The organism is Nostoc sp. (genome assembly GCF_036918245.1).
Taxonomy (GTDB): Bacteria; Cyanobacteriota; Cyanobacteriia; order Cyanobacteriales; family Nostocaceae; genus Nostoc.
The window spans coordinates 40,710-65,246 of the sequence record NZ_JBALEF010000043.1 but is presented as its reverse complement, the minus strand read 5'-3'; the positions used below and the strand labels follow the sequence as shown (position 1 = coordinate 65,246).

The 24,537-nt window shown below is 40.4% G+C and carries 19 protein-coding genes and 1 tRNA gene; 13 read left to right on the top strand and 7 right to left on the bottom strand.

Annotation, left to right across the window (positions count from 1 at the left end; all coding sequences use genetic code 11):
* Positions 1-28: 28 nt before the first annotated feature.
* Positions 29-1,216 (bottom strand): aminotransferase class V-fold PLP-dependent enzyme, encoded by a 1,188-nt coding sequence (locus tag V7L12_RS10135; RefSeq protein WP_335084204.1) that lies wholly within the window; start codon positions 1,214-1,216, stop codon positions 29-31.
* 346 nt (positions 1,217-1,562) lie between these two features.
* Between V7L12_RS10135 and V7L12_RS10130 the strand changes: the two genes are divergently transcribed.
* The 9 genes from V7L12_RS10130 to V7L12_RS10090 all read left to right on the top strand — a co-directional run bounded on the left by V7L12_RS10130 (position 1,563) and on the right by V7L12_RS10090 (position 12,932).
* Positions 1,563-3,029: a TM0106 family RecB-like putative nuclease gene (locus V7L12_RS10130; protein WP_335084203.1), complete on the top strand. Its 1,467-nt coding sequence runs from the start codon at positions 1,563-1,565 to the stop codon at positions 3,027-3,029.
* Positions 3,030-3,241: 212 nt separating this feature from the next.
* Positions 3,242-4,423 (top strand): esterase-like activity of phytase family protein, encoded by a 1,182-nt coding sequence (locus tag V7L12_RS10125; RefSeq protein ID WP_335084202.1) that lies wholly within the window; start codon positions 3,242-3,244, stop codon positions 4,421-4,423.
* Between the two features lie 325 nt (positions 4,424-4,748).
* On the top strand, positions 4,749-6,371 hold the full coding sequence (locus V7L12_RS10120) for a serine/threonine protein kinase (RefSeq protein WP_335084201.1): 1,623 nt from the start codon (positions 4,749-4,751) through the stop codon (positions 6,369-6,371).
* Positions 6,372-6,446: 75 nt separating this feature from the next.
* Positions 6,447-8,000: a serine/threonine protein kinase gene (locus V7L12_RS10115; RefSeq protein ID WP_335084200.1), complete on the top strand. Its 1,554-nt coding sequence runs from the start codon at positions 6,447-6,449 to the stop codon at positions 7,998-8,000.
* Positions 8,001-8,110: 110 nt separating this feature from the next.
* Positions 8,111-8,184 (top strand) — tRNA-Asp (locus V7L12_RS10110).
* 126 nt (positions 8,185-8,310) lie between these two features.
* Positions 8,311-9,756 carry a glutamate--tRNA ligase gene (gene gltX, locus V7L12_RS10105; protein ID WP_335084199.1) on the top strand — a complete coding sequence of 482 codons (1,446 nt, stop codon included), beginning with the start codon at positions 8,311-8,313 and terminating at the stop codon, positions 9,754-9,756.
* Positions 9,757-9,984: 228 nt separating this feature from the next.
* Entirely contained in the window at positions 9,985-10,479 is a 495-nt protein-coding gene (locus tag V7L12_RS10100; RefSeq protein ID WP_335084198.1) for a hypothetical protein, read from the top strand.
* A 171-nt stretch (positions 10,480-10,650) separates the two neighbouring features.
* The gene (locus tag V7L12_RS10095) at positions 10,651-11,949 is read left to right on the top strand and encodes a TolB family protein (RefSeq protein ID WP_335084197.1); all 1,299 of its coding nucleotides are present in this window, start codon (positions 10,651-10,653) and stop codon (positions 11,947-11,949) included.
* Positions 11,950-12,002: 53 nt separating this feature from the next.
* Positions 12,003-12,932 (top strand): M23 family metallopeptidase, encoded by a 930-nt coding sequence (locus V7L12_RS10090; RefSeq protein WP_335084196.1) that lies wholly within the window; start codon positions 12,003-12,005, stop codon positions 12,930-12,932.
* Positions 12,933-13,017: 85 nt separating this feature from the next.
* On the opposite strand, the gene V7L12_RS10085 is transcribed toward V7L12_RS10090, so the two are convergent.
* Entirely contained in the window at positions 13,018-13,530 is a 513-nt protein-coding gene (locus V7L12_RS10085) for a hypothetical protein (RefSeq protein WP_335084195.1), read from the bottom strand.
* Between the two features lie 473 nt (positions 13,531-14,003).
* On the opposite strand from V7L12_RS10085, the gene ftsH2 reads away from it, so the two are divergent.
* Complete coding sequence (ftsH2, locus tag V7L12_RS10080) at positions 14,004-15,890, top strand: ATP-dependent zinc metalloprotease FtsH2 (protein ID WP_335084194.1); 1,887 nt, start codon at positions 14,004-14,006, stop codon at positions 15,888-15,890.
* Positions 15,891-16,042: 152 nt separating this feature from the next.
* On the opposite strand, the gene rnc is transcribed toward ftsH2, so the two are convergent.
* The 4 genes from rnc to V7L12_RS10060 all read right to left on the bottom strand — a co-directional run bounded on the left by rnc (position 16,043) and on the right by V7L12_RS10060 (position 19,478).
* Complete coding sequence (gene rnc, locus V7L12_RS10075) at positions 16,043-16,729, bottom strand: ribonuclease III (RefSeq protein ID WP_335084193.1); 687 nt, start codon at positions 16,727-16,729, stop codon at positions 16,043-16,045.
* Positions 16,730-16,868: 139 nt separating this feature from the next.
* Positions 16,869-17,675: an NYN domain-containing protein gene (locus V7L12_RS10070; RefSeq protein ID WP_335084192.1), complete on the bottom strand. Its 807-nt coding sequence runs from the start codon at positions 17,673-17,675 to the stop codon at positions 16,869-16,871.
* A 549-nt stretch (positions 17,676-18,224) separates the two neighbouring features.
* Positions 18,225-18,836, bottom strand: coding sequence for a hypothetical protein (locus tag V7L12_RS10065; RefSeq protein WP_335084191.1), 612 nt, complete (start codon positions 18,834-18,836; stop codon positions 18,225-18,227).
* Positions 18,837-18,890: 54 nt separating this feature from the next.
* On the bottom strand, positions 18,891-19,478 hold the full coding sequence (locus V7L12_RS10060; RefSeq protein ID WP_335084190.1) for a Uma2 family endonuclease: 588 nt from the start codon (positions 19,476-19,478) through the stop codon (positions 18,891-18,893).
* Positions 19,479-19,598: 120 nt separating this feature from the next.
* Here V7L12_RS10060 and bchD point away from each other — a divergent pair, with 120 nt between their 5' ends.
* A complete protein-coding gene (bchD, locus tag V7L12_RS10055) occupies positions 19,599-21,635 on the top strand; it encodes a magnesium chelatase ATPase subunit D (protein ID WP_335084189.1) in 2,037 nt (678 codons plus the stop codon).
* Between the two features lie 65 nt (positions 21,636-21,700).
* Here bchD and V7L12_RS10050 read toward each other — a convergent pair whose 3' ends face one another.
* Positions 21,701-22,486: an RNA polymerase sigma factor SigF gene (locus V7L12_RS10050; protein WP_229498888.1), complete on the bottom strand. Its 786-nt coding sequence runs from the start codon at positions 22,484-22,486 to the stop codon at positions 21,701-21,703.
* A gap of 805 nt (positions 22,487-23,291) precedes the next feature.
* On the opposite strand from V7L12_RS10050, the gene V7L12_RS10045 reads away from it, so the two are divergent.
* Positions 23,292-24,020 carry a Bax inhibitor-1/YccA family protein gene (locus tag V7L12_RS10045; RefSeq protein WP_335084188.1) on the top strand — a complete coding sequence of 243 codons (729 nt, stop codon included), beginning with the start codon at positions 23,292-23,294 and terminating at the stop codon, positions 24,018-24,020.
* Positions 24,021-24,239: 219 nt separating this feature from the next.
* Entirely contained in the window at positions 24,240-24,524 is a 285-nt protein-coding gene (locus V7L12_RS10040; RefSeq protein ID WP_335084187.1) for a hypothetical protein, read from the top strand.
* Positions 24,525-24,537 lie beyond the last annotated feature (13 nt).

Sequence of the window (24,537 nt, the reverse complement as noted above, 5' to 3'; positions counted from 1 at the left end):
ATACAAGCTAACTTACAACTCATAACTTTTAACTAATTTTGCAAAAATTTTGAATTGTCTCAACCAATAAGTCAATTTCTGATTCTAAAGTAAAGTAATGAACGCTGGCACGTATACAGCTAGGATCGGCAATTGTCCGAGTTAATATCTTTTGTGAGTCCAAAAATTGCACCAACTTCAAATGAGCTTGAGGTTGATTATTTTCAAGTTGAAAAGAGACTATACCACTTTCAGGTGGAGAAGTTCGCAAACATTTAATATTGGGTAACGCCGTCAATTGTCGCCAGAGGTACTCACTGTTATGACAAATTTGCTCGTAACGTTCCTGTGGCGTTCCCCATTGTTGATGAATTGCGATCGCTTCCTTTAACCCAAGATACAACGGATAAGCTAATGTAGATACTTCGTATCGTCGCCCATCTGGAAGCCAATCTACAGGCTGAGATTGACTATCTACAACAATGCCATTCAAGCCAATAAACGTAGGTTTCAGGCTTTCTCGTGCTTCTGGTCGGACATACAAGCCACCAGCACCCGCAGGGCCACATAACCATTTATGACCAGTGAAAGCATAAAAATCTACTCCCAATTCAGTTAAGTTTAAAGGCAATAAACCAGCAGATTGAGCAGCATCTATTAATAGTGCAGAATGATTATTCCTACATACTTCGGCAATTTTGTCCAGAGGTAAAACTTGACCAGTATTCCAGAAAACATGACTCAAGATCACAAGACGGGTTTTGGGGCGTAAGTGCTGGGCAATGATGGTTACAGGGTCGCCCTCATTTAAAGTTGCTTTTAGAGGACAAGTGGTAACTTCCACAGCGAATCTCCGCGAGATTTCTTGTGCTGTAGCAATTACGCCTGGATGTTCGCAGTCTGAGAGTAGCAGATGGTCGCCAGCACGCCATTCGATGCCCCAGATGGCGATATTACAGCCAACAGTGACATTTTGGGTGAGAGTAATTGTTTCAGATGGTGCATGGAACTCAGAAGCGATCGCAACTCTAGCAGCTTGAGTCTGAGGTGCTATCCAGCTAAACGCCTGATTACCAAAGGGGCCTATTTCCTGAACATAAGCTTGAGTTTGGGCGATCGCATCCATTGCCCTTTGGGGCATCGGCCCTTGTCCTCCATAGTTAAAATAAGCCTTGTTCGCTAAAGCGGGAAATTGCTCTCGATGCAGCTTGATTGATGATGTAGAAATACTAGTCATAATTCACAAGGGATATCTGCTGTTTGCAGGCTATTGATATTCAGAAGTATTTGCACTTTGTGGGAGTAGGAGGACTGTGGTTTTACCACTCTCTCTCAGTTGTAATTTGGCAGAAAAGCAAACGCTTGTGCTGTTTACGCCAATAGCTAGCTGTTGACAGTATAAAATAAACAGCAAATTAAGCGTGGACGCGTTGGCGTAGCCCACCGTATCCCTATGGGGAAGCAAGCTACGCGTAGCGTCTGTCTACGACACGCTGCGCGAACGCAGAGAAGGTATCGCCACTTCCAGATTTTAATTGCCAGAGTTACTCCCAGATTCTGCTAATTCTTGTTAACTTAAAAGGATGCTAATTAATGCTGAACTCCTACTGCAATACCAACGCTGTAAACGCCGACCTTTTCTAGATATCCACGGTGACAAAAGTCAGCGCGATGCCCCCAATGAGTTGCTACGGAAACTGCAACAGGACAAAATCGCTCATCAGTTGAGTGCTTTAGCACAGATGACTTATCATCAACCAGATTATTCTTATGGAAACTGGGAAAAGGCAGAGAAGGCAACTTTAGAATTGATGCAGCGCGGGGTTGAGTACATCTATAAAGGAGTACTGTTAGCAAATTATTCTGAAGCAGACACCTTGTTAAGTCGTCCAGATTTACTCGTGAAACAAGCGGGACAATCACATTTTGGAGATTGGCTCTACGTCCCAGCTAGTATTGAACTGGGTAAGCGCCCGAAACAAGAATATCAGGTTGTCGCTGCATTTCATGCCCAAGTGTTGGCAACAGTGCAGGGAGTTGCACCTGAAACAGCTTTGCTCATCTTGCGCACCAAAAATACTAATTATACAGTGGATTTGTGCAAATGGACACCACGGATGCAGCAGATTCTGGAGGAGTTTATTCAAGTTTTAGAGTCACCAAATCCGCCAGAGGTGTTTATTTCTCGCCAAAAGTGTAATTTTTGCCATTGGTACAGTGAATGTTATGCGATCGCTCAATCTGAAAAACATCTCTCACTGCTACCAGGTGTAACACCCCTGCGCTACACTCAACTTCAAGCCTTAGACATTACTACACTGGAATCTCTTGCTAACACCAGTCCCAGCAGCTTAGAAAACCTACTTGGTTTTGACAGCGAAGTAGCCCCCAAGTTAGTAGTACAAGCTCAATCTTCACTAGAAAAACGACCGTTAATTTTACCCTACCCGCTACCAACAGAAGATATTACATTCACAGCGCCTATAGAGCTTTATTTTGATATTGAAGCCCAGCCAGACTTAGATTTAGATTATCTCTTAGGGGTTTTGGTTGTTAATAGACAAGCTAATACAGAACAATTTTATTCCTTTTTAGCAGACAAACCAGAAGACGAAGAATTAGTTTGGCAGCAATTTTTGGATTTGGTTTGGCAATATCCCGAAGCGCCAATTTATCATTTTTGTGTCTACGAGTTTGATACAGTCAAACGATTGGCAAAACTTTACGGCACTCCACACTCCTTAGTGCGTCCTGTACTGAATCGGTTTGTCGATGTGTATGAACAATTAACCCAAAGTGTAGCATTGCCCGTAGAAAGCTATGCCTTGAAAGCGATCGCTCGTTGGATAGGATTTGAGTGGCGTGATAAAGAAGCCAGTGGTGCCAAGTGTATTTACTGGTACGATCAATGGTTAGAAACAGGCGATCGCACCTTACTAGAAATTATCCAACGCTACAACGAAGATGACTGCCGCGCCACTCATCAAGTCAAAGATTGGCTTGTCAACTTTTTCCAAGATGAAGATGAATATGATTTACGATTAGCTTAAGTAATTTATTATTTTTTAAAGGTTTTCAAATTAAAAATACGTCTTGGAAAGTCTAAGTAAAGGAAACATCTGCTCAGACTTACCACAAAGTTAAAAAAGCATGATTTATCAGGATTTTCAGGCTTGGATCTGTTAAATTCTTTATTTAATTGATATTATTTTTAGGGACGTAGAAGTCTTTGTCTCTACAAATATTGATTTAATAAAAAACTATGCAGATAATTAAAAATATCTTCGTATTTCCACGAATTATTTACTTTTTGATTCCAATTATAATTATTATCCTTGTCTTCACAAACTTTCCGTCAAATGGTGTTGAAATCAGTACCATAAAATTTATCGGGGAAGCCACCCTCCCGAAAGGTTTAATCTTTCAAAAAACTGAAGTCGGAGGTTTATCTGGAATTACATATAATCCAAGAAATAACCTTTATTACGCTATTTCCGACGACCGTGGTCAAAAAGCTCCCGTTCGTTTCTACACCTTGAAAATAGACTTGAGCAAAGGTTTACTAGAAAAAGATGGAGTTATTCCAGTCAGCTTTACCAGATTATTAAATGAAAATGGTCAAATATTTCGCCCTGGTGAAACTGATACAGAAGGTATTGCATTAACTAATAAAGGAATTGTATTGATTTCTTCTGAAGGCGATGCAAAATTAATTAATCCTTTTATTAAAGAGTTCTCACTATCTTCTGGGAGAGAAATTTTCACACTCCCCATCCCAAACAAATTTTTACCAGATAAAACTAATCAAAAAGGTATCCGCAACAATTTGGCTTTTGAAAGCCTCACCATCACACCCGATAACAAGCATCTATTCACAGCCACCGAAAATGCTCTAATTCAAGATGGTGTCGCAGCTAAACCTAATATCGGTAGTCCTTGCCGAATTTTGCAATACAACTTGCTCAACAATCAGCCAGAAAAGGAATTTCTTTACCAAACTGAACCAGTTACACCATTTTTGAATCTAATTGGCAAATTCGCTAGTGGATTACCCGATTTACTTGCTCTCGATAATCAAGGACACTTCTTAAGTTTAGAAAGGTCTTTTACTGGTTTAGGATTTGCTATTTCCCTGTTTCAGGTTTCTTTAGAAGGAGCCGATGATATTCATAATATTGATAGCCTTTTAGCAGTTGACTCCAAAAATATTAAACCAGTTAAGAAGAAACTGCTGTTAGATTTGAGAAAACTAGATGTACTGCTAGACAACATTGAAGGCTTAACTTTTGGCTCAAAACTACAGGATGGTCAACAATCATTAATTCTCATCAGTGATAATAATTTTAACTCCCTGCAACGCACCCAGATACTAGCCTTTAAAATTAAAATTGAAACTCCGCTAATTAGATTATTACGCCGTTTATTCCCGAATATTAACCTTTAACCGTATAGAGGTAAAAGTGCCGCAGCTACGCCTGTCGTAGACATCGCGGCTTGACTGCTATTTAGTTATTTCTGATTATTCCTGTGTATTCACGGAATCTACTAAGTAACTTTATCTAGCTTATTTATAGTTTACGTGTAATTTCTCAACCGTACTCATTAATAAATATGTTACACAATGTTTAGTAGCTTTTGTAGAGAGCTTAAGCATATTTACAGCATATAATTAATTTTCTCAAAATTCGGATATTTCTTAAATTTAAATTTAATAATTAGCTAGACTTATTAAAGTATTTTGCCAATAACATTTTTTATAAATGATTTTTATGCCAGAAAATAAAATTGAGAGTATGGTAGGGCAAAAAGCAGAATTAGACGATTATATTGGACAATTTTTAAACAATCGCTATTTAATCAGAGATTTGATTGGCAAAGGGGGGATGGGTAGAGTTTATCTAGCGGAAGATACTGCTAAAGGCGGTATGCAGATCGCAATCAAAATCTTATCACTTAGTTTGTCAAACCAACAAATGTCCCAACGTTTTGCCAGAGAGATTTTTATTGGCGCTCAATTGGGTCGCAAAAGTAAACATATTGTTCGTATTTTAAGTTATGGAGTTACTGAGGATAAAACTCCATTTTATGTAATGGAATACCTCCAAGGAAAAAATCTCAAGCAAATTCTGAAAATTCAGCCTTTAACAATATCGAAGTTTTTAGAAATTTGTAATCAAATTTGTTTAGGCTTACAATGTGCCCACCAAGGTATCAGCCTTAAAGGAGAGATTTATCCTATTGTTCACAGAGATATTAAACCAGAAAATATATTTATTACTGAAGATAGTAAAAAAGGTGAAATTGTTAAAATACTAGATTTTGGTATTGCCAAGTTTTTAACAGAGCGAAGTGGGATGACCCTAACAGATTCTTTTATTGGCAGTTTGCCTTACTGTTCTCCAGAACACATGGAAGGGCGTAAATTGCTAGATGTCCGCTCTGATATTTATAGTTTGGGAGTACTAATGTTTGAGATGCTGACAGGGAAACATCCATTTCAAACAAAAAGTAACTCCTTTGGTACTTGGTATCAAGCCCATCGCTTTCAAATGCCACCTACAGTTGAAGAAGTAAATCCGCAAGTTAAAATCCCAGAAATATTATCAAAAATATTGATGAGTTGTTTAGCTAAAGAAGTAAGCGATCGCCCTCAGAATATCTACAAAATATTAGAAAATTTAGAAAAAGTTAATGCTCAAGTTAATGATGTTATTCCTAGCAATAGCACTGACATTATTAAAGTTTCCCTTCCAGTTCAATTAGTACCTGCAACTTTACTATCAGAAAAAGAGTGTTTGCAGAAAAATTGGCCTAAAAATAAACCAATTGCGCCAATTGGGTTTCCCCATTTACTACAGACTCCTCAAAGACCTATACCAACTTTTTGGGCAATGTTACCCAAACAAGAGATTGCAAAATTTTTGGATAAAATACATGGTACTGAATTTATTAGTAAAATGAATGTATACCCAATGCTACTGTGGCTAACAGTACTATATGATGCCCAACCTTCTACAACTAAGTGGCTACCTTATTTTCTGGATCTAAAAGATAATAAAGGTCAAAATATAGCACGTAGGTTAGCAGAAGTAGGCTACTATCATTTACTATTTTTCCCCTTAGAAGATCCAACTCATTGCTCTCATGTAACGACTTTAAATCTCACGGCTAAACAGCGTCAACAACTTGTAGATTGGTTAAATATGACTCAACAGTCAAATGAATTAATTTTGCCTAGTCAAGCCAAAAGTATTCTAAAAAAAGAGTACGAAAAGCTGAAGTTAGATATATTACGAAACTTAGTCACACATCAAAAATCTGATACAGAAGGTTTAAAAATTTGGATGAATAAATTCTTGGAAATATTTTTTAAACTGCTATTACGTCATTGAAAGTCTGCTATCAAAATCAAAAGGCTTGCCACCATTACCTAATAATATTTTTTATGTATTTATTGCTAACTTTAAATGGACTCAGTATCACAAGTGAACAAAGTCAATCAGAGCTTATTTACATCTCCAAGTAGTACGGGCTTGCTTGCCAATCGTTATCAACTCAAGCAATTAATTGGCAGCGGTGGCATGGGTGAAGTTTTTTTATCAAATGATGTTTTGTTAGGAGGTATACCAGTTGCTATCAAGTTTTTGACTCAAACTGTTGTTAATACCAAGATGCAACAAGACTTTGCTCGTGAAGCTTTAATGAGTGCAGCCTTGAGTCAAAAGAGCGTACATATAGTGCGGGCGTATGATTATGGTGTGAATGAGAAAGGAAAACCATACTACGTCATGGAATATCTATGTGGCAAGAGTTTAAAGGATTTAATTCCGCTACCTCTGCCCATGTTTTTGACTCTCTCTCGCCAAATTTGTTTGGGCTTACAGTGTGCCCATCAAGGTATTAACATTGATGGCAAAATTTGTCCGTTGGTTCATCGAGATATCAAGCCTGCCAATATATTAGTTATTCCCGATCCGATATTGGGTCAGTTAGTTAAAATTCTCGATTTTGGTATTGCTAGATTTTTGAATTATGCATCAACAGCTAGTACAAGTAGTGGATTTAATGGCACTTTACCCTACTGTTCTCCAGAACAGCTAGATGGGGAAAAACTAGATAGTCGCTCTGATATTTATAGTCTGGGTGTGATGATGTTTGAGATGCTTACAGGCAAAAAACCTTGGCAACCAGAAACTGATTACTTTGGTGCTTGGTATAAAGCACATCACTTTGAAGCACCAAAAACGATCGCAGATGTTAAACCTACTCTTAAAATACCTCACAAGTTAAATAATTTAATTATGGCTTGTCTGGCTAAAAAAGCAAGCGATCGCCCTCAAAATATTGCTGAAATTTTACAAGTTTTAAACAGTCTAGAACAGTCTAATTGTCTCGCTCCGCCTAAAAACTCTGCCTCTAACTCAATCCTTGGCACTCCCTTAAACTCTGCATTACCAATCACTGTAGAACAAAGCTATCGGCAACTTTTGTGGCCTCAAAATAAACCAATTCAAGAAATTGTTTTTCCCCAGCTTTTAGACACTCCACAAGGATCTATAACAGCACTATGGTTGATGTTGTCTAAACAAGAAATCAAAAACTATGCGGTTTCTACCCGTTATAACCAGTTTGTCTTTGTGACATCCCCTCATCCAATGTTGTTGTGGGTAACTGTACTCTATAATCGGCAATTCGCTCCTAAGTGGCTACCGTGCTACTTAGATATGCAAAATCCCCAAAATCTTATGATGGTAAGTTTCCTGGCTGAAAATGAACAATATCCTTTGATTTTCTTTACTCTGGAAGCACCACATTCTTGCATCAAGGTTCTCAGCAGTCGCATTGAGTCAACTCAGCGGCAAATGTTGAAAACCTGGGTGCAACAGAGCCATAGTCTACCACCCGCTTCTCAACCCCAATTGAGCAAACAGCTATTGAAACAGCAGTATAAACAAATGCAATCCCGAATATTGCAGCATCTGGAATCAGAGCCACAGATTGTATTATCACGGTCTGTCTAACAAATAATTCGCACCTGAGAGATACGGAACAAAAATAATTCCTAATTCCTAACTGCAAAACACTTGACAAGTAGAAAAAAAATAGTGATAATAGCAAAGTTGCCAAACAAGGGACTGTAGTTCAATTGGTTAGAGCACCGCCCTGTCACGGCGGAAGTTGCGGGTTCGAGCCCCGTCAGTCCCGTTCTGCATTTATGAGTAGGAAATCACCAAACTTAGGTGATATCGGATTTTGAATTCCCTAAACAGGCTGATTCAAGGTTTAAATATAAGCTACATTTATCATGCTTTGCAAAAGAGAGAATTAACTGTGACTGTTAGAGTCCGTATTGCGCCGAGTCCAACCGGAAATTTACATATTGGTACAGCTAGAACGGCTGTATTTAACTGGTTATTTGCCCGTCACCACGGCGGGAAATTTATACTGCGAATAGAAGACACAGACCTAGAGCGATCGCGTCCCGAATACACCGACAATATTCTTGAAGGACTGCACTGGCTAGGACTTAACTGGGATGAAGGGCCATTTTTGCAATCCCAACGCCTGGATCTTTATAAAGAAGCAGTAGAAAAACTGCTAGAGCAAGGATTAGCCTATCGCTGCTACACCACTTCCGAAGAACTAGAAGCTCTCCGAGAAGCCCAAAAAGCTAGAGGCGAAGCACCCCGCTATGACAACCGTCACCGCAACCTCACCCCAGAACAACGCGCCGCCTTTGAAGCAGAAGGTCGTTCTTCTGTAATTCGCTTCAAAATCGAAGATGGGCGGGAAATTGTCTGGAACGATCTAGTCAGGGGAAAAATGTCTTGGCGAGGTAGCGATTTAGGTGGTGATATGGTCATCGCCCGCGCCTCAGATGAGGGTAGCGGTCAACCTTTATACAACTTTGTCGTTGTAGTGGATGACATCGATATGCAAATCACCCACGTCATCCGCGGAGAAGACCACATCGCCAACACCGCCAAGCAAATTCTGCTGTATGAAGCAATGGGTGCAAAAATTCCAGAGTTTTCTCACACGCCATTGATTTTGAACATAGAAGGGCGCAAGCTTTCTAAGCGAGATGGCGTCACTTCCATTTCTGACTTTAAGCAAATGGGCTTTACTGCTGAAGGCTTGGTGAATTACATGACATTGCTAGGTTGGTCGCCCCCAGACTCGACGCAAGAAATATTTACCTTAGAAACAGCAGCTAAAGAATTTGGTTTTGAGCGTGTAAATAAAGCAGGTGCAAAGTTTGACTGGGACAAGCTGGATTGGTTGAACAGTCAGTATATCCACAATACGCCAGTAGATAAACTCACAGATCTACTCATCCCCTTTTGGCAAGCGGCTGGATATAAATTTCATGGTGGAAGAGAACGCCCCTGGTTAGAACAGCTAGTAACTTTAATTAGCCAGAGTTTGACTCGCCTGGTAGATGGAGTAGCTCAAAGCCAACTGTTTTTTAGCGATACAGTTGAATTTAGCGACGAAGGCAGTACGCAACTGAAGCAAGAAGGTTCTACTGCTGTCCTTGAGGGGATTGTCACAGCTTTAGAAAATCAGCCGCAACTGTCAGAAGCCGCCGCCCAGGACATTATTAAACAAGTAGTGAAAGAGCAAAAAGTCAAAAAAGGCTTAGTGATGCGATCTCTCCGAGCAGCTTTAACTGGAGATGTTCATGGCCCTGACTTAATCCAATCTTGGTTACTACTAAATCAGATTGGTTTAGATCAGCCGCGCTTGAGTCGAGCTATAACGGAAGCTAAGTAGCGATTACTTCCAGATTTTAGAAATATTTTAGATTTTAGGGGCGCACAAATCAAATGTGTGCCCCTATTCATAAGGTAAAGCAATAATGGAAACAGGAAATCATTAACTAATTACTAATGAATTATTCTCAATTTCACATCTAAAATAGTTAGTCAATTCTCCTCATGTTGGGAACTTGGTGTGTAAAATTCATGTCTTCAAAAACACTTAGAAGCGAACGTAATTACAATGCCGACAAAAGCGCTCAATAGAGGGATGAGATTATCGTTCATGATAGTTACGCTCTTCATCACATCAACAGTTAATGCTGCGGTTGATGCTCAGGAAGCGCCAACGATATTTGGAGATGTCACCATTAGCCCTCAGTTTTCACCAGACCCGCTGACAGTTCGCGGGATGAGTGGTGGCTCAATATCTGGGAGTCAAGTAGGTGGGAGAAGCGAAACAGCCACTGGGCCTTGTACTGGATTTGTTGATGAAACACCAGACCACACATTAGCACTAACAAGTAAATTTGACTACCTGAAGTTGCAAGTGCAAAGTCCTGAAGACACCACCATGATTATCAAAGGGCCCGGTGGTACTTGGTGCAATGACGATTTTGATGGCAAAAATCCTGGCATCGTTGGTGAATGGCTACCTGGAAGTTACCAAATTTGGGTTGGTTCTTACGAAAAAGGCAAGTATCTTCCTTACACTCTACAAATTACAGAAGTTAAATAGGAAATAGGGTTAGGGAGGACAAGGGTACACGAAACCTCTTCTATTCTACCGTATATTTACTGAATCAATTTTATTTAAATAGTAAATTGAGCCAAGTTTTTCAGTAAGATTCCTCAGCTACATAAAGTAGAGGAAAAGCTAAAGTTTTTGCAGACAGGAATAACTAAATACATGATATCCAAAAAATTACTGTTAATTTCCGTCGGTTCACTGCTAACAGCCGGTGCAATTCTCGGCGTTATGGGGCAAAAAGCAACGACCACTGCTGCTAATACTACTGTCTTAGCAACCACTCCAGTAATTCTGGTGGAGGAAGATGGACAAGAAGCAATTTTCTTAGAAGTACCCAGTCAGAAACAAAAGAATCAATTGAGCGAATTACTTGGGCAAAACCCTCTGTTAACTTCAGAAAGAAACGTCCAACGTAGAGTTTATAAAACAGAAGTAATTGGTTTTGACAAGCAGGGAAGGAAGCAATCTACCAAAGTATTCAAGCGTCATGATGTGACATTTCAAGATAGGGTTAATGGTGAAGAATATACACTTGACTTGATTTCGTATCAAGGTAAGAATGGACAAATTTTTGTTGCAGAACCCGGTTCTAAAACTCCGCGTTTAATTCCGAAACCGACCGATATTTCGCAACAGTTGTTTCAATATAACGACGGTTTATACATACTAGACACGAAAACGCTGCAAGTGAAAGCGATCAGTGATGAGCAGGCACGATCTTCTACTTTTCAAAAGAAAAAAGATTTACCTGATTTAGGTATTGAGCATGGGCGCATTCTCTACTGGGCGCAACAGCCTAAATGGTCACCAGATGGTAGTGCGATCGCTTTCATTTCAAACCGTGACCGAATTGAAAGTAACCGCATTGGTGTATGGATTTATGATTTGACTACTGGTCAAGATTCCCAAGTATATCAAAGAGACAATTTTACTTCTCATGTCCTTGGTTGGACACCAGATAACCGAATTTTAATTAATGAGTATAACCATGCAGACGGGAATGGTACTTTAGTTTCTATTCATCCTAAAACAAAGCAAAGACAAGAACTTGCAAGTGGTGACTTTGTTGCACAAAGTGATGACAATAAAACTGTGCTATATATCAAACGAAATGGCACGGGTGCTCAATTGTATGCACTGTCTTTTTCCTCTGGGACATCTCAATTACTTTATCAAACAGCTGCTCAGGAAAGTCTGGGTATTGCTCAAGTAGACTTCTCTGATGATGGTGCACGTATTGTCATTGCTCTAGCTAATGGGAAAACAGGTGCAGAAAGTTTGCTGGTGTATAATTTGCAAACTAAGAATGCAAAACGTTTAGAACTACCGCAAGGCAAATTACTTTATGGTCGGATGACGGTGAAATGGGTTGGCGATGAATTAGCTGTGCCTGTTGAAAGTCGGAATTTGAATTTGCCAGACTCTACATCAGAAACGCTCTTGATGTCAGCCTTTTAAGGAGAGAAACGTAAATTATGAATAAGTTACTAAAGGCAACATCAGCAATGATAATGGGGCTGAGTTTCTTGGCATCATTGCCAACAATGGCAATTGACTATACACAAAAATTTGCACCGACTACAACTGGTTCTGGAACAGTGAACTTGGCACTTCCCACAGCTGACGTTTGGGACGTAATCAGTAAATATAATCAACCACGGAATGTCGCCAGTACTGCTACAAATCCACACCAAGGAACTGATCTCATAACACCTTATGGTACAAACGTTTATCCAATCGGCAGAGGTTGGGTCACTTATGTCAGTAATAGTGAACATGAAGTTGATATTCTTCTGGATATTAATGGAGATGGTCTACAAAATGACAATGCATATGTGCGCTATGACCATCTTTCCAATATTTATGTAACTCAAGGCAGTGTGATCAGCAGCTTAGTAATGCCTATTGCACAATCTGGAGACGAAGGTAAACGAGTAGGCGCACATCTCCATTTTGGTGTTATGAAACAAGACTCTGCCAATACTGGTCGTCCAGATTATTGGGTACGTAACGAACCGTTTTATCGTACATATCCATTTGAATATGATAATGGTAAGAAGCTTGACTTTATCTCCTACTCAACTTGGGATAGTGGTAAGATAGCAGCTTTTTATGCATATGCATATGATGACACATATGGTTACAACGCAATTGATGATGGTGATGCTGTAGTTTTCCACCGAAAATCGGGTACTAATGCCTGGGCAATGAAAACGGCAACCTTTGGTGGCGGTGTCAATAGATACTATGCAGATTTAAGTAGCATATATCCAGTAGGTACACAAGTTGATTGGATGGTACGAGTTGTTCGTTCAAATATCAAAAATGAGCCGGGATTAAATTACTATTGGGCATTTCATAACCCCAAATTTGCCCAACCGGACTTCAATCCCAGTTCTACTTCTAATCAGTTTGAGTATTTTACAAACACTAGGCAGTAACAATCAATTGCATCATTTGAAAAGACCTAGCACTTACTAGGTCTTTTTTTGTTCCTTAAAGATTGCAAATTCAGTTATTCATTAGCTATTCCGTGGCTATCCAGCGCACGTAAGGACGGAAACCTCCTAGCCCCTGATATGTAATTGTGGTATTCAGTGTCTCTTGCCTCAAATCCAGGCGGAAATAAACTTTTCCATTCCGAAACTGGAAATTGTACACAGGAGGTCTTTCTGACTTAGCACTACCAACACAAGATGCATAAGATTGCCGCAATGGTGCTTCGTATTCTAAAAATTTCTTACTAGAGGCTACCAACTTAGCATTCCTAATATCAGCAACAGCAGTATGTTCAGCACCACCTTCAAAAGGGAGCAAGAAAGTCCAAATACCGACTGTCTGAGGACATGCCCCTGCCTCACTTTTTACATTGAGTATCATGTTGGGGCGCTCAGGTGATCCAATGAAGGTTTCTGTCTGGGCTTGAGTAAGAGTTGTTGCAGTTTCACTATTACTTTGAACACAGGCAGTTAATATCGCTAAACTTATAACTGGAAGAACCAGAGCTAAAGTCAAGTGTTTGAGACTTTTGGAAGTCATTTTTGTAGTTCCATTGATTAATTTTCTTTTTCCTAGCAACGAGGTATGTAATTGTTGCAATAAAAAACTTTATCCTGATTAATAGGATGTATTTTTTATGACATATCTCAGAATTCAAAAGTTGCACGTCGTAAGAAAATCACCTTGCTCACCAGGGAAAATCGTAGGTAGTTTACTCTGTCGTGTTTCACCCTATACGCCAAGCGGCTGCTTAAATAGCTAGCTTTTCTCTCATGGCTCTCTACAAATTCTCTGCTAGTTAATCCAAGCTGTATTAAAATTAAGTTAACTTTGATTAAGATTCTTGTTGGCATCGCCATAATGCGCCAATCGCTCTATGGCAGTGCGTGTAAGAGATCAAATTAAACAAAATGGATTTATAGACATCCGTTTAACTAGCTTAAAGTGACAGAGTGATGAACATTCGGTTGCTAAGGCTGATGAGTTGTATAAGCATCTAGAGGCAAATTAAAATGAAATTCTCTTGGAAAGTGGTAGCACTCTGGACGTTGCCGGCTTTGGTAATTGGCTTTTTCTTCTGGCAAGGGGCGTTTGCAGGCGCGCCGGCCGACATGAGTAAGAATGCAGCCAATACTCGCATGACTTACGGTCGCTTTCTAGAATACTTGAACAGCGATCGCGTCAGCAGTGTGGATCTGTATGAAGGCGGTAGGACAGCAATTATAGAAGCCCGCGATCCAGACATCGAAAATCGTGTCCAAAGGTGGCGTGTGGATTTGCCTATTAACGCTCCTGAGTTAATTAGCAAGCTCAAAGAAAAAGCCATTAGTTTTGATGCTCACCCCATGCGGAATGATGGCGCAATTTGGGGATTGTTGGGCAATCTCATCTTTCCAGTTTTATTGATTACTGGGTTGTTCTTTTTGTTCCGGCGTTCTAGCAACCTCCCCGGCGGCCCAGGTCAAGCAATGAACTTCGGCAAATCCAAAGCGCGTTTCCAAATGGAGGCAAAAACCGGCGTCAAATTTGACGACGTAGCCGGAATCGAAGAAGCTAAGGAAGAACTACAAGAAGTCGTCACCTTCCTGAAGCAGCCAGAAAGATTTACGGCTGTGGGCGCACGGATTCCCAAGGGAGTGCTGTTAGTTGGGCCTCCTGGAACTGGTAAAACTTTATTAGCAAAAGCGATCGCAGGCGAAGCAGGCGTACCTTTCTTCAGCATTTCCGGTTCGGAATTTGTGGAAATGTTCGTTGGTGTAGGTGCATCCCGCGTCCGTGATTTGTTCAAGAAAGCTAAAGATAACGCCCCCTGTATCATCTTCATCGATGAAATTGACGCCGTAGGACGGCAACGGGGCGCTGGTATCGGTGGTGGTAACGACGAAAGAGAACAAACCCTCAACCAATTACTCACCGAAATGGACGGGTTTGAAGGTAACACAGGCATCATTATTATTGCTGCTACCAACCGTCCCGACGTACTAGACTCAGCCTTATTGCGTCCCGGTCGCTTTGACCGCCAAGTAACAGTTGATGCACCCGATATCAAAGGGCGTTTGGAAATCTTGCAAGTCCATGCGCGGAATAAGAAACTAGACCCTAGCGTATCTTTAGATGCGATCGCTCGTCGCACTCCTGGATTCACTGGTGCTGACTTAGCTAACTTACTCAACGAAGCAGCAATTCTCACTGCTAGAAGACGCAAAGAAGCCATCACCCTCCGCGAAATTGATGATGCAGTCGATCGCGTAGTTGCTGGGATGGAAGGCACTCCTTTGGTAGACAGCAAGAGCAAGCGCTTGATTGCATACCACGAAATCGGACACGCTTTAGTTGGGACTTTGTTAAAAGACCATGACCCAGTACAGAAAGTCACCCTGATTCCACGGGGACAAGCGCAAGGTTTGACCTGGTTCACTCCCAACGAAGAACAGGGGTTAATTTCCCGTTCTCAGTTGAAAGCTAGGATTACTGGTGCTTTGGGTGGTCGCGCCGCTGAAGAGGTTATTTTTGGGGCTGCGGAAGTCACAACTGGCGCTGGTGGAGACTTGCAGCAGCTATCGGGAATGGCTCGGCAAATGGTGACTCGGTTCGGAATGTCCGACTTAGGCCCACTGTCGTTAGAAAGCCAGCAGGGAGAAGTATTCTTGGGTCGTGACTGGACGACCCGATCTGAGTATTCCGAATCCATTGCTTCCCGCATTGATGGACAAGTTAGGGAAATTGTTGAGCAGTGCTACGACAATGCTAAGAAGATCATCCGTGACCATCGCACTGTCACCGATCGCTTAGTAGATTTGCTCATCGAAAAGGAAACCATTGATGGCGAAGAATTCCGCCAGATTGTAGCTGAGTACGCTGAAGTACCTGAGAAGCAACAGTACGTACCGCAACTGTAATAGTGGACTCTTTTCTGGATACCATCAGTAAAAGAGTAAAGTAACAAAAAGTAAAATGAGGATGGCGTATACCATCCTCATTTTTTTTGTAATTTTTCAGTATTAGGAAGATTCTAATTTTAAAATTCTCAAAATTTATAAACCCATAAATTCTATAACAAACCTTGTTTTTTTAACTTAGCTAGCGCATCTTCCGCAGCAGCTTTTTCTGCATCTTTTTTATTGCGTCCCTTACCTTCTCCATAAATTTTTTCATCCACCAATACTTTGGCTATGAATTCTGGCGCATGAGAAGGGCCTCCTATTTGGTCTGTGAAATATTTGGGGGGATTTGGAGTAACATTGCGTTGCACCCATTCTTGAAAGCGATTTTTTGAGTCTACATTGGAACGAGACACAATTATATGCTTAGAATCAACAGAATCAAATAGTGGTTCTATAATTGCGCGAACTGTTTCAATATTGGAATCATTATCCAAATAGTAAGCACCAAGAACTGCCTCAAAGGTACTACTAAGCAAATTAGGATTTTGGTAGCCTCCGTCTCGAATTGCACCTTTTCCTAACCGCATTCTAAAGTCTAAACCCACCTCTTCAGCGAACTTTGCTAATTGCTTCTCATCTACCAACGCCGAACGCCGCCGTGTTAATTCATCTTCTCCCATTTCTGGGTGACAACTATATAGATACTCGCCACTTAAGAAATTCAGCAAAGCATCACCGAGGAATTCTAGGCGTTCATTATGTTCGCCTTCTCCGGGGTTTTCATGGACATAAGAACGGTGGGTAAGCGCACGGCGTAGAAGTTTTTCATTATGGAATATTAGAATTTTGTGCATTTTTATCTTGTATCTTGTTGCGAAAATTCATTGTTGGGAAAGTTTACGAGGGCTATTGTCTTCAGACATGAAAAAACCGCAAATTGTGGTGTCTTGGGAAAACCCAGTTGAATAAAAAACTGGGTTTTTCAAAGCTATTTTAGGCAGCCAATATATCTAATTCAGTTAAAAATAACTCTTGATTTTGCTTTCGGACTTTGCCATCCTTTACAGCAACATCAATAAACTGGCTAAAACTCTTAAATTTCTTGCCATCATCTGTATAAATAGATGAGTATCCTTGATAATTAGCACAACGTTGACGCATCAATTTATCAATGCGACCAAATACGGTAGGCTTACCTTGACTTGAAGCAGTTTTGATAGCTTCAGTTAGATACTTTATAGCCTCATTGTAATTAATCTGAGACATAAGAGCCGTGTTTTGAGGTTGAATCTTATTGCTATTGCCAACTAGCTGAGGTAATTCATCTACAAAGTAAAAGTTCTCATTACCAACTAGTTTAATCAACTGTGAACTCTCACTACCTCGTTGAGCAAAGATTATCACTTTTTTACGTAAAGCCTTTAAAATACAAATTAACCCAGCATAGTCCCAGTCTCCTAATATCAGGATAATCATATTAGCAGAAGGATTAAAAGCAACCCAATTAATACAGTCATTTATCAATCTATAATCTGCACTATTCTCTGAATTATCAGGAACATCAACACCCTTCATCCCAAGAATTTCTAGCTCATTTTTGGTATAAACTTGGTTGATGTAGTGTGAATTATAGTAGACATTTTTGCAGTCTATACGCCCCTTTGATTGGGCAAATTCCAGCAAAAAATTACCCTTGCCTTTAATTGAAGAGACGTTCTGAATATCGACAAAAATACCGATAGAATTTTTCTGCTGGCTTGTTTGTGTTTGTTTTTTGGAAGATTGATCAACGTGTGTCATTGTAATGTATCCAGTTATTGTTGAGTGAACTGGACAGCTTCAACAAATTACACATCTAGCAGTAGCAGAACTTTACACAAGGAATGTATATTCAAAAAATACTTCCTTGCAATAAAACTCTCTACAGTCGCTTTTGTTTGGTTTAAGTCTCAGCAGTAGAACTCCCAGTTTCCTAGCAAGTTTCGCGTCATACCTTCCCCTGAATGATTCATCCAAACATCTTGTCTTCCCATTGAAAGTCTAGCCAATCAGTTGACCTGACATTGGACTGAACATTCAGCCGAAGGAACGACACGAAGCTCGGCAGGAAACTAGGAATTCTGCTGCTGAGACAACACCAAAAACCTGCGCTTTAGAGTGCGGTTATTTTGCTGTCTTAAGTACATACTTTCATATCTAATGCCGCATTGTCAATATAGTTATTATGAAGATTTCGTAAAAGCGTAGACGCGTAGTGGCTTGTGATAAGACATCACCTGTTATCCATAAACTTTAAGAATCATCTATAGTATTCTCTCACAACCACCCTTTTTTTAGTTAATAAATAATTTAGGGTTTGTTTTGCGCGATCGCACCATACAAAATACCTAAAATTTTCTTAATATCCTTAATATAATATTCACTCAAATCAATCGAAACTACATTACCTTCAAGTTTAAGAAATTGCCAGATTGTACCAATAGTAACAGCACCATATATAGCTTTAATTTGATTATTTCCACCTCTTTCGTTAAATAACTGAGCAGCTACCATTTCAGCAATACATTGCGCTAAACCAGACCTCAAGTTCTCATTTTTGCTTTCTACTAGGACAACTACCGGACTACGTACAAGCAACTGCTCCGAAGAAAGACTCAAAATAAAATCACAAAAGCCGTTTAATCCTCGCTGGCTATCAACAGTAAAATCAACTCCAGAAAAAAAACTTATTTCATAATTAAATTTACGTCTAATTTCTAATAAAATTGGACTAATTATCATTTCACTTCGAGCTTTCTCTGAACTTATCGCTACCGCTAAATCAACATTTTCTTTAAGTATAGTAGATAATAAATCACTGCTTTCTTGCTCCTCCACAGTCGCAAATAGTCCAGATGACTCGTGGATAACTAACCCAAAAGAATCAATAACCTCAATAAGTTTGAAATCACTATAAGCCATAAAACTTACTCCTTAGTCTTATGACTGAATCTTATCTCATTGCTATAGCAAAGTTTAAAAATTCAGTTTGGGCGGAAACACCCTCACTAAATCAAGAGATAAATCCGGGAAGCAAGGAAAATTTATTACTTGATTTGATAAAATAATCCGTTTATTTAAATAACCATATTTACCTTGATTATTCTGATATGCTTCACTGTAAACTTCCAAATAATTATCGAATAAATTGAATATCCAATAATCAGTAATACCTGCATTAGCATAGAGAGGTATTTTCACAACTTGGTCATAATCCAAAGAAGAATTGGAAACTTCCATCACCAATAACACATCAGCAGGTTGAGGATGACCAGAAAGATAATTGTCATCTCGGTTTTGAAGAATAGCAAAATCCGGTTCAGGTTCACTATTCGGTGGCAAAGCAATCGGAGCTTGAGATTGCAAAGTTGTTCTATCAGCTACAATTTTTGGAAGTTCGCGCAACAAGTTTCGCAAACAAGTTTCATGGGCTGTACCTTTGGATGCCATTTCAATAATTTCCCCGTTGATTAATTCAATGTGGTCATCTTCATGGAAAAAGCCCAATTCTCCAAGCCTGTGGTATTCATCCAGCGTGAAGCGTTTAGCCTGGGCAATACTCATAAATCTTCCTCTCAAGGGAAATGTGATGGCGTAACCGCCCACAGCAGGCGATCGCACTTATATTCTAAATGTGTCAGAAATTGGTATGCTGAAGGCCGAGACTCGCTATGAAAGCAAACAATGCCTGCGCCTACTATCAATCCCACCATCACTGCTTTTCCCTTGACAGCCGTAGTCGGTCAAGAAGCAATTAAATTAGCCTTGCTGTTAGCCGCAGTCGATCCTGGTTTGGGAGGAGTGGCGATCGCAGGTCGTCGCGGTACGGCAAAATCTGTAATGGCTCGTGCTATCCACGCTCTACTACCGCCCATTGAAGTTGTCAAAGGTTCAATTAGCAACTGTGACCCCAACCACCCAGAAGAATGGGACGATCAATTATTGGCGGAGTACGCAGACAAAGACATTCAAGATGTTTCCGTCGAAATTATCCCCGCGCCTTTTTTGCAAATTCCTCTAGGTATTACAGAAGATCGACTCCTTGGTTCAGTGGATGTTGAAAAGTCGGTAAAACAAGGTGATACGATTTTTCAGCCCGGTTTACTCGCTACAGCAAACCGGGGTGTACTGTACGTAGATGAAATTAATTTATTAGATGACCAAATATCAAATCAGCTTTTAACAGTATTATCTGAGGGACGCAACCAGATTGAACGGGAAGGGATTAGTTTTCAGCATCCGTGTAAATCCCTGTTTATAGCAACCTATAATCCAGAAGAAGGCGGATTACGGGAGCATTTGCTTGATAGAATTGCGATCGCACTTTCTGCTGACGGTGTACTAGGCTTAGATCAAAGAGTAGAAGCAGTTGAAGTTGCGATCGCTTATTCTAAATCTCCCCAAGACTTCCTCCAACAGTACAACGAAGATTTAGACTCGCTCAAAACCCAAATCATCTTGGCGCGGGAATGGTTGAAAGAAGTAACCATCACCCACGAACAAATTGCCTACTTAGTGGATGAGGCAATTCGGGGAGGAGTTCAGGGACACCGCGCCGAGTTATTCGCCACACGGGTTGCTAAAGCTGCGGCGGCTTTGGAGGGACGAACAACAGTTAATGCCGAAGATTTGCGCCGTGCTGTGGAACTGGTGATTGTACCACGCACCACAGTTGTGCAGACACCACCACCCGAACAAGCACCGCCACCGCCTCCGCCGCCGCCGCAACAGAATCAAGAAGAACCCCAGGACGAATCAGAAGAGGAAGAACAAGAAGAACAGGAAGAACAGGAAGAAAATCAAGAGCAAGAACCCCCTAGCATTCCGGAAGAATTCATTTTTGATCCGGAAGGGATAATTCTTGATGACAGCGTGCTTTACTTTACTCAAACGGCGAAGCGGCAAGGTAAATCTGGTAGTCGGAGTGTTATCTTTTCCGACGACAGGGGACGCTACATTAAGCCAATGTTGCCCAAGGGGAAAGCCCGACGCATTGCAGTAGATGCCACCTTGAGAGCTGCGGCTCCTTATCAAAAAGCACGAAGAGAAAGACACCCAGATAGAAAAGTTATTGTCGAACAGGCTGATATTCGCTCGAAACGCCTGGTACGTAAAGCAGGGGCGTTGGTAGTGTTTGTGGTAGATGCTTCTGGCTCAATGGCCTTGAATCGAATGCAATCGGCTAAAGGTGCAGTGATGCAACTGTTGACAGAAGCTTATCAAAACCGCGACCAAATAGCATTAATTCCCTTCCGAGGAGAACAGGCAGAGGTATTATTGCCTCCAACACGTTCTATTGCTTTGGCGCGTAACCGTTTGGAAAGGTTGCCCTGTGGTGGGGGTTCGCCCTTAGCGCATGGTTTAACCCAAGCTGTGCGCGTCGGCTTAAATGCTCAGATGAGTGGAGATATTGGGCAAGTTGTCCTTGTTGCAATCACCGATGGAAGGGGTAATATTCCCTTAGCGCGTTCTTTGGGTGAACAGCTAGAACCAGGAGAAAAGCCAGATATCAAAGGAGAACTATTAGAAATTGCTGCCAGAATCCGTGCTTTGGGGATGCAACTATTAGTAATTGATACAGAAAGTAAATTTGTGTCTACTGGCTTTGCTAAAGAATTATCGCAAACAGCAGGTGGTAAATATTATCATTTGCCAAAAGCGACAGACCAAGCTATTGCCGCTATGACCAAAGGTGCGATCGCTGATTTAAAATCTAGATAATTAGTTATTAGTCATTTGTCATTTGTCAGTTGCTTTTCTACTAACCACTGACCATTGACTAATGACTACGAGCCAGTGGGCATTACCTGTGGTTGCAAATAACAAATCAAATCTTGAATTCCCTTTTGGAGATAGCGCGTTACTGTCATTGGACTAGTACCAATATTTTTAGCAGCATCCTTGCGAGAAAGTTCCTTCAAAAATACCATTTCAACTGCCATGCGGGGCTTTTCTTCCAACATATTTATTGCGCCTTGGAGTTGTTGGCGTTCTTCTTCTTGTTGGAGAAGCACATGAGAACGAGGACAAGGAAGTGCCTCACCCAAGGTTATTTGGCAATCAACATAGTTAACTGCGGTTGCATCTAAACTCAAGGGCATACGGTTTTGAGCAGCTAACTTGGTTTCTTGCCACTCTTGTACAGATACACGAAGTTGGCTGGCAATTTCAGCATCCTTGGGCGGGCGACCTAAAGAGATTGACAAGTCCTTGCGAATCTTTTGTCCTTCATTATATAATTCTTGCCAACGACGGGGAATTTTTAATAGAGTACTGCGATCGCGCAAAAAGTGCAGCATCTCACCGCGAATATATGGCACTGCAAAGGAGCTAAAAGCATATCCCTGGCTAGGATCGAAGCGCTCAATTGCCCTAATCAAACCAAAATAACCGATTTGTTCTAAATCTTCATAAGGTTCATTACATTGATGGCTGAATTTATGAGCCATCTTCCGTACTAAGCCAGTATGTAACTGTACAAGTTTATTACGAAGTTTAATAGAAGGATTCTGGTGGTACAAGTGTAATAATTCTATACCATCAGTTCGTAAAGAGGACTCACTTGTTGCCATATACATTCCTTTGTTGTAACTCCTATTTCTGAGCAAATGGAGCTGCGTATATTTTCTTCTAAGCTGTAATTATTTTCGTTAGTCAAGGCAGAATAAGCCATCGTCGTTTCACTGAACTTATCAGGGGTCGAACTCCACAATTCAGTATTTGTACGCATGATTTTGCAAACCTCTCCGTTACAGGTGATTTTTGCTTTTTACATAACTCTTGAATGGTAAATAATCTTTAGCTTTTGCAACAAAAACTAGCTATTTATGCTAAAAAATGCATAATTGACCTAATACCTATCAGTCATACTGAGTGCAAGTGGATCGGTGCTGAATTAATCACAAAATAGACTAGGCAATTTTATCTCTTACTACGCACCGTCATTAACAAAGGTCAAAAATCAAAATTGGCAGTTGGATTTAAGAACAAAACCCAAGCTACAAAAAACAGAATTTCGACTCATTTTTATGGAGATTTGTACTTAATTCGGCATTGAGAGACATTTCCATTCAATAGACATCTTGCATAAATTGCAGGCGACAAGCTACCCCAGTTTGTTCATTCTCTAAGGAATCGCTGGCGTTATTTTACAAATAACGTTGTTTTACCATTGCCTTTTCCTTTTGCAATCAAGGCTAAAGAGTATGCTGTCAGTACTAAAGATCCTCTGGAATCTTCAGAGACTGAGGACTCTAATTTTTAACAACAAAGCCGCCCTTCAGATTTGGCAACCCTATTTAATCCTTGGCTGTTAACCCCAAAGATTGGTAAGAATAGGAATAAGCAGAACGTTTTCCTAAAAAACAGTTTTTCAATATGAGCAACACCAGTAATTTTCGTGAAGCTATCCGTGAGGCTAAATCTCACGCCCTCGTTGGCCCAAACGTGATTGCCAACGCCCTCCCCTACGTCGGTGGTGGATTAGTGCTAACGGCATTAGGAACCTACGGTGGTTTGGGAGTTATCCGTACTAACCCCGAAATATTCTTTCCCACCTTCATTGGTGCGGTCATTTTCGAGTTAATTTTGTTCTTTGTTGCCCAAAATGTTGCTCAAAAAGGTAATAAGGGTCTTGCATTACCCCTGTTAGCAACCTACAGCCTCTTGTCTGGATATACCCTCAGTGGTTTGGTATTTGTCGCCTTGAGATCCCAAGGTGTTGGCATTCAAGGCATTGGATTGGCTGCCCTTGGTTGTGGCGTTACCTTTATTGCTGCCCGTCAAATTGGTTCAAATCTTTCTGAACAAGACGGTATGGCTTTGACGAAAACCATCAATCTTGGTGTCATTGCCTTGGTGGTTGTATGCCTTGCCCAATTTGGGTTTGCCATGTTTGGTGTTTACACGCCCAATTGGTTAGAAATCGCCATCTCCGGTTTAGGAGTATTCTTGTTTGTTGGGGTTTCTGTTGTCGATTTCTACATCTTGCCCCGCACTTACAGCGATGACCAATATTTACCTGCTGCTTTGTCGATGTACTTAACTTACATCAACTTGTTCGTCTTTATCTTGCGGTTGCTAATTGCTATCAATGGTCGTGATTAATTGTCTGTAGACACCAACAAAAGTAAAGTTTTATAAATTAAAAACCGTGGTTAAATTTTTAGCAACCACGGTTTTTTCATTGTTTTAATAGTAGAATATGTAGATAAGTTAAGCCTCAATTGAGCAAAACTATGCTTGAATTCTTAAATATCAAAATCGAAGTATAAAAGTTGTCTAATATCTTGGGGAAAGTAGAAGACTGTCTTTGACCTTCAATATTTGGCTGCAAGAATTCAATATTTAGATCAAGTAATTTCTCAACCTGATTTTTGGAATAATCCAACTCCTGCTTATGAGACACTTCAAGATATTGAATACTCAATATTCTACAAGCATCAGCAATATCAGTACTGGTGTTTGATTCTAGAAGATATAAAGGCTGCGTTGGAATTGCTGGAATTATCAGCCGATGAGCAATTGTGGCAAGAGGTGCAGAGAGAATTTGCCCAACTACAGCTAAAATTAATAAATACAAGTAGAATAAAGAGCGATTTTCCAATTTAAAGCGCTCTATCTA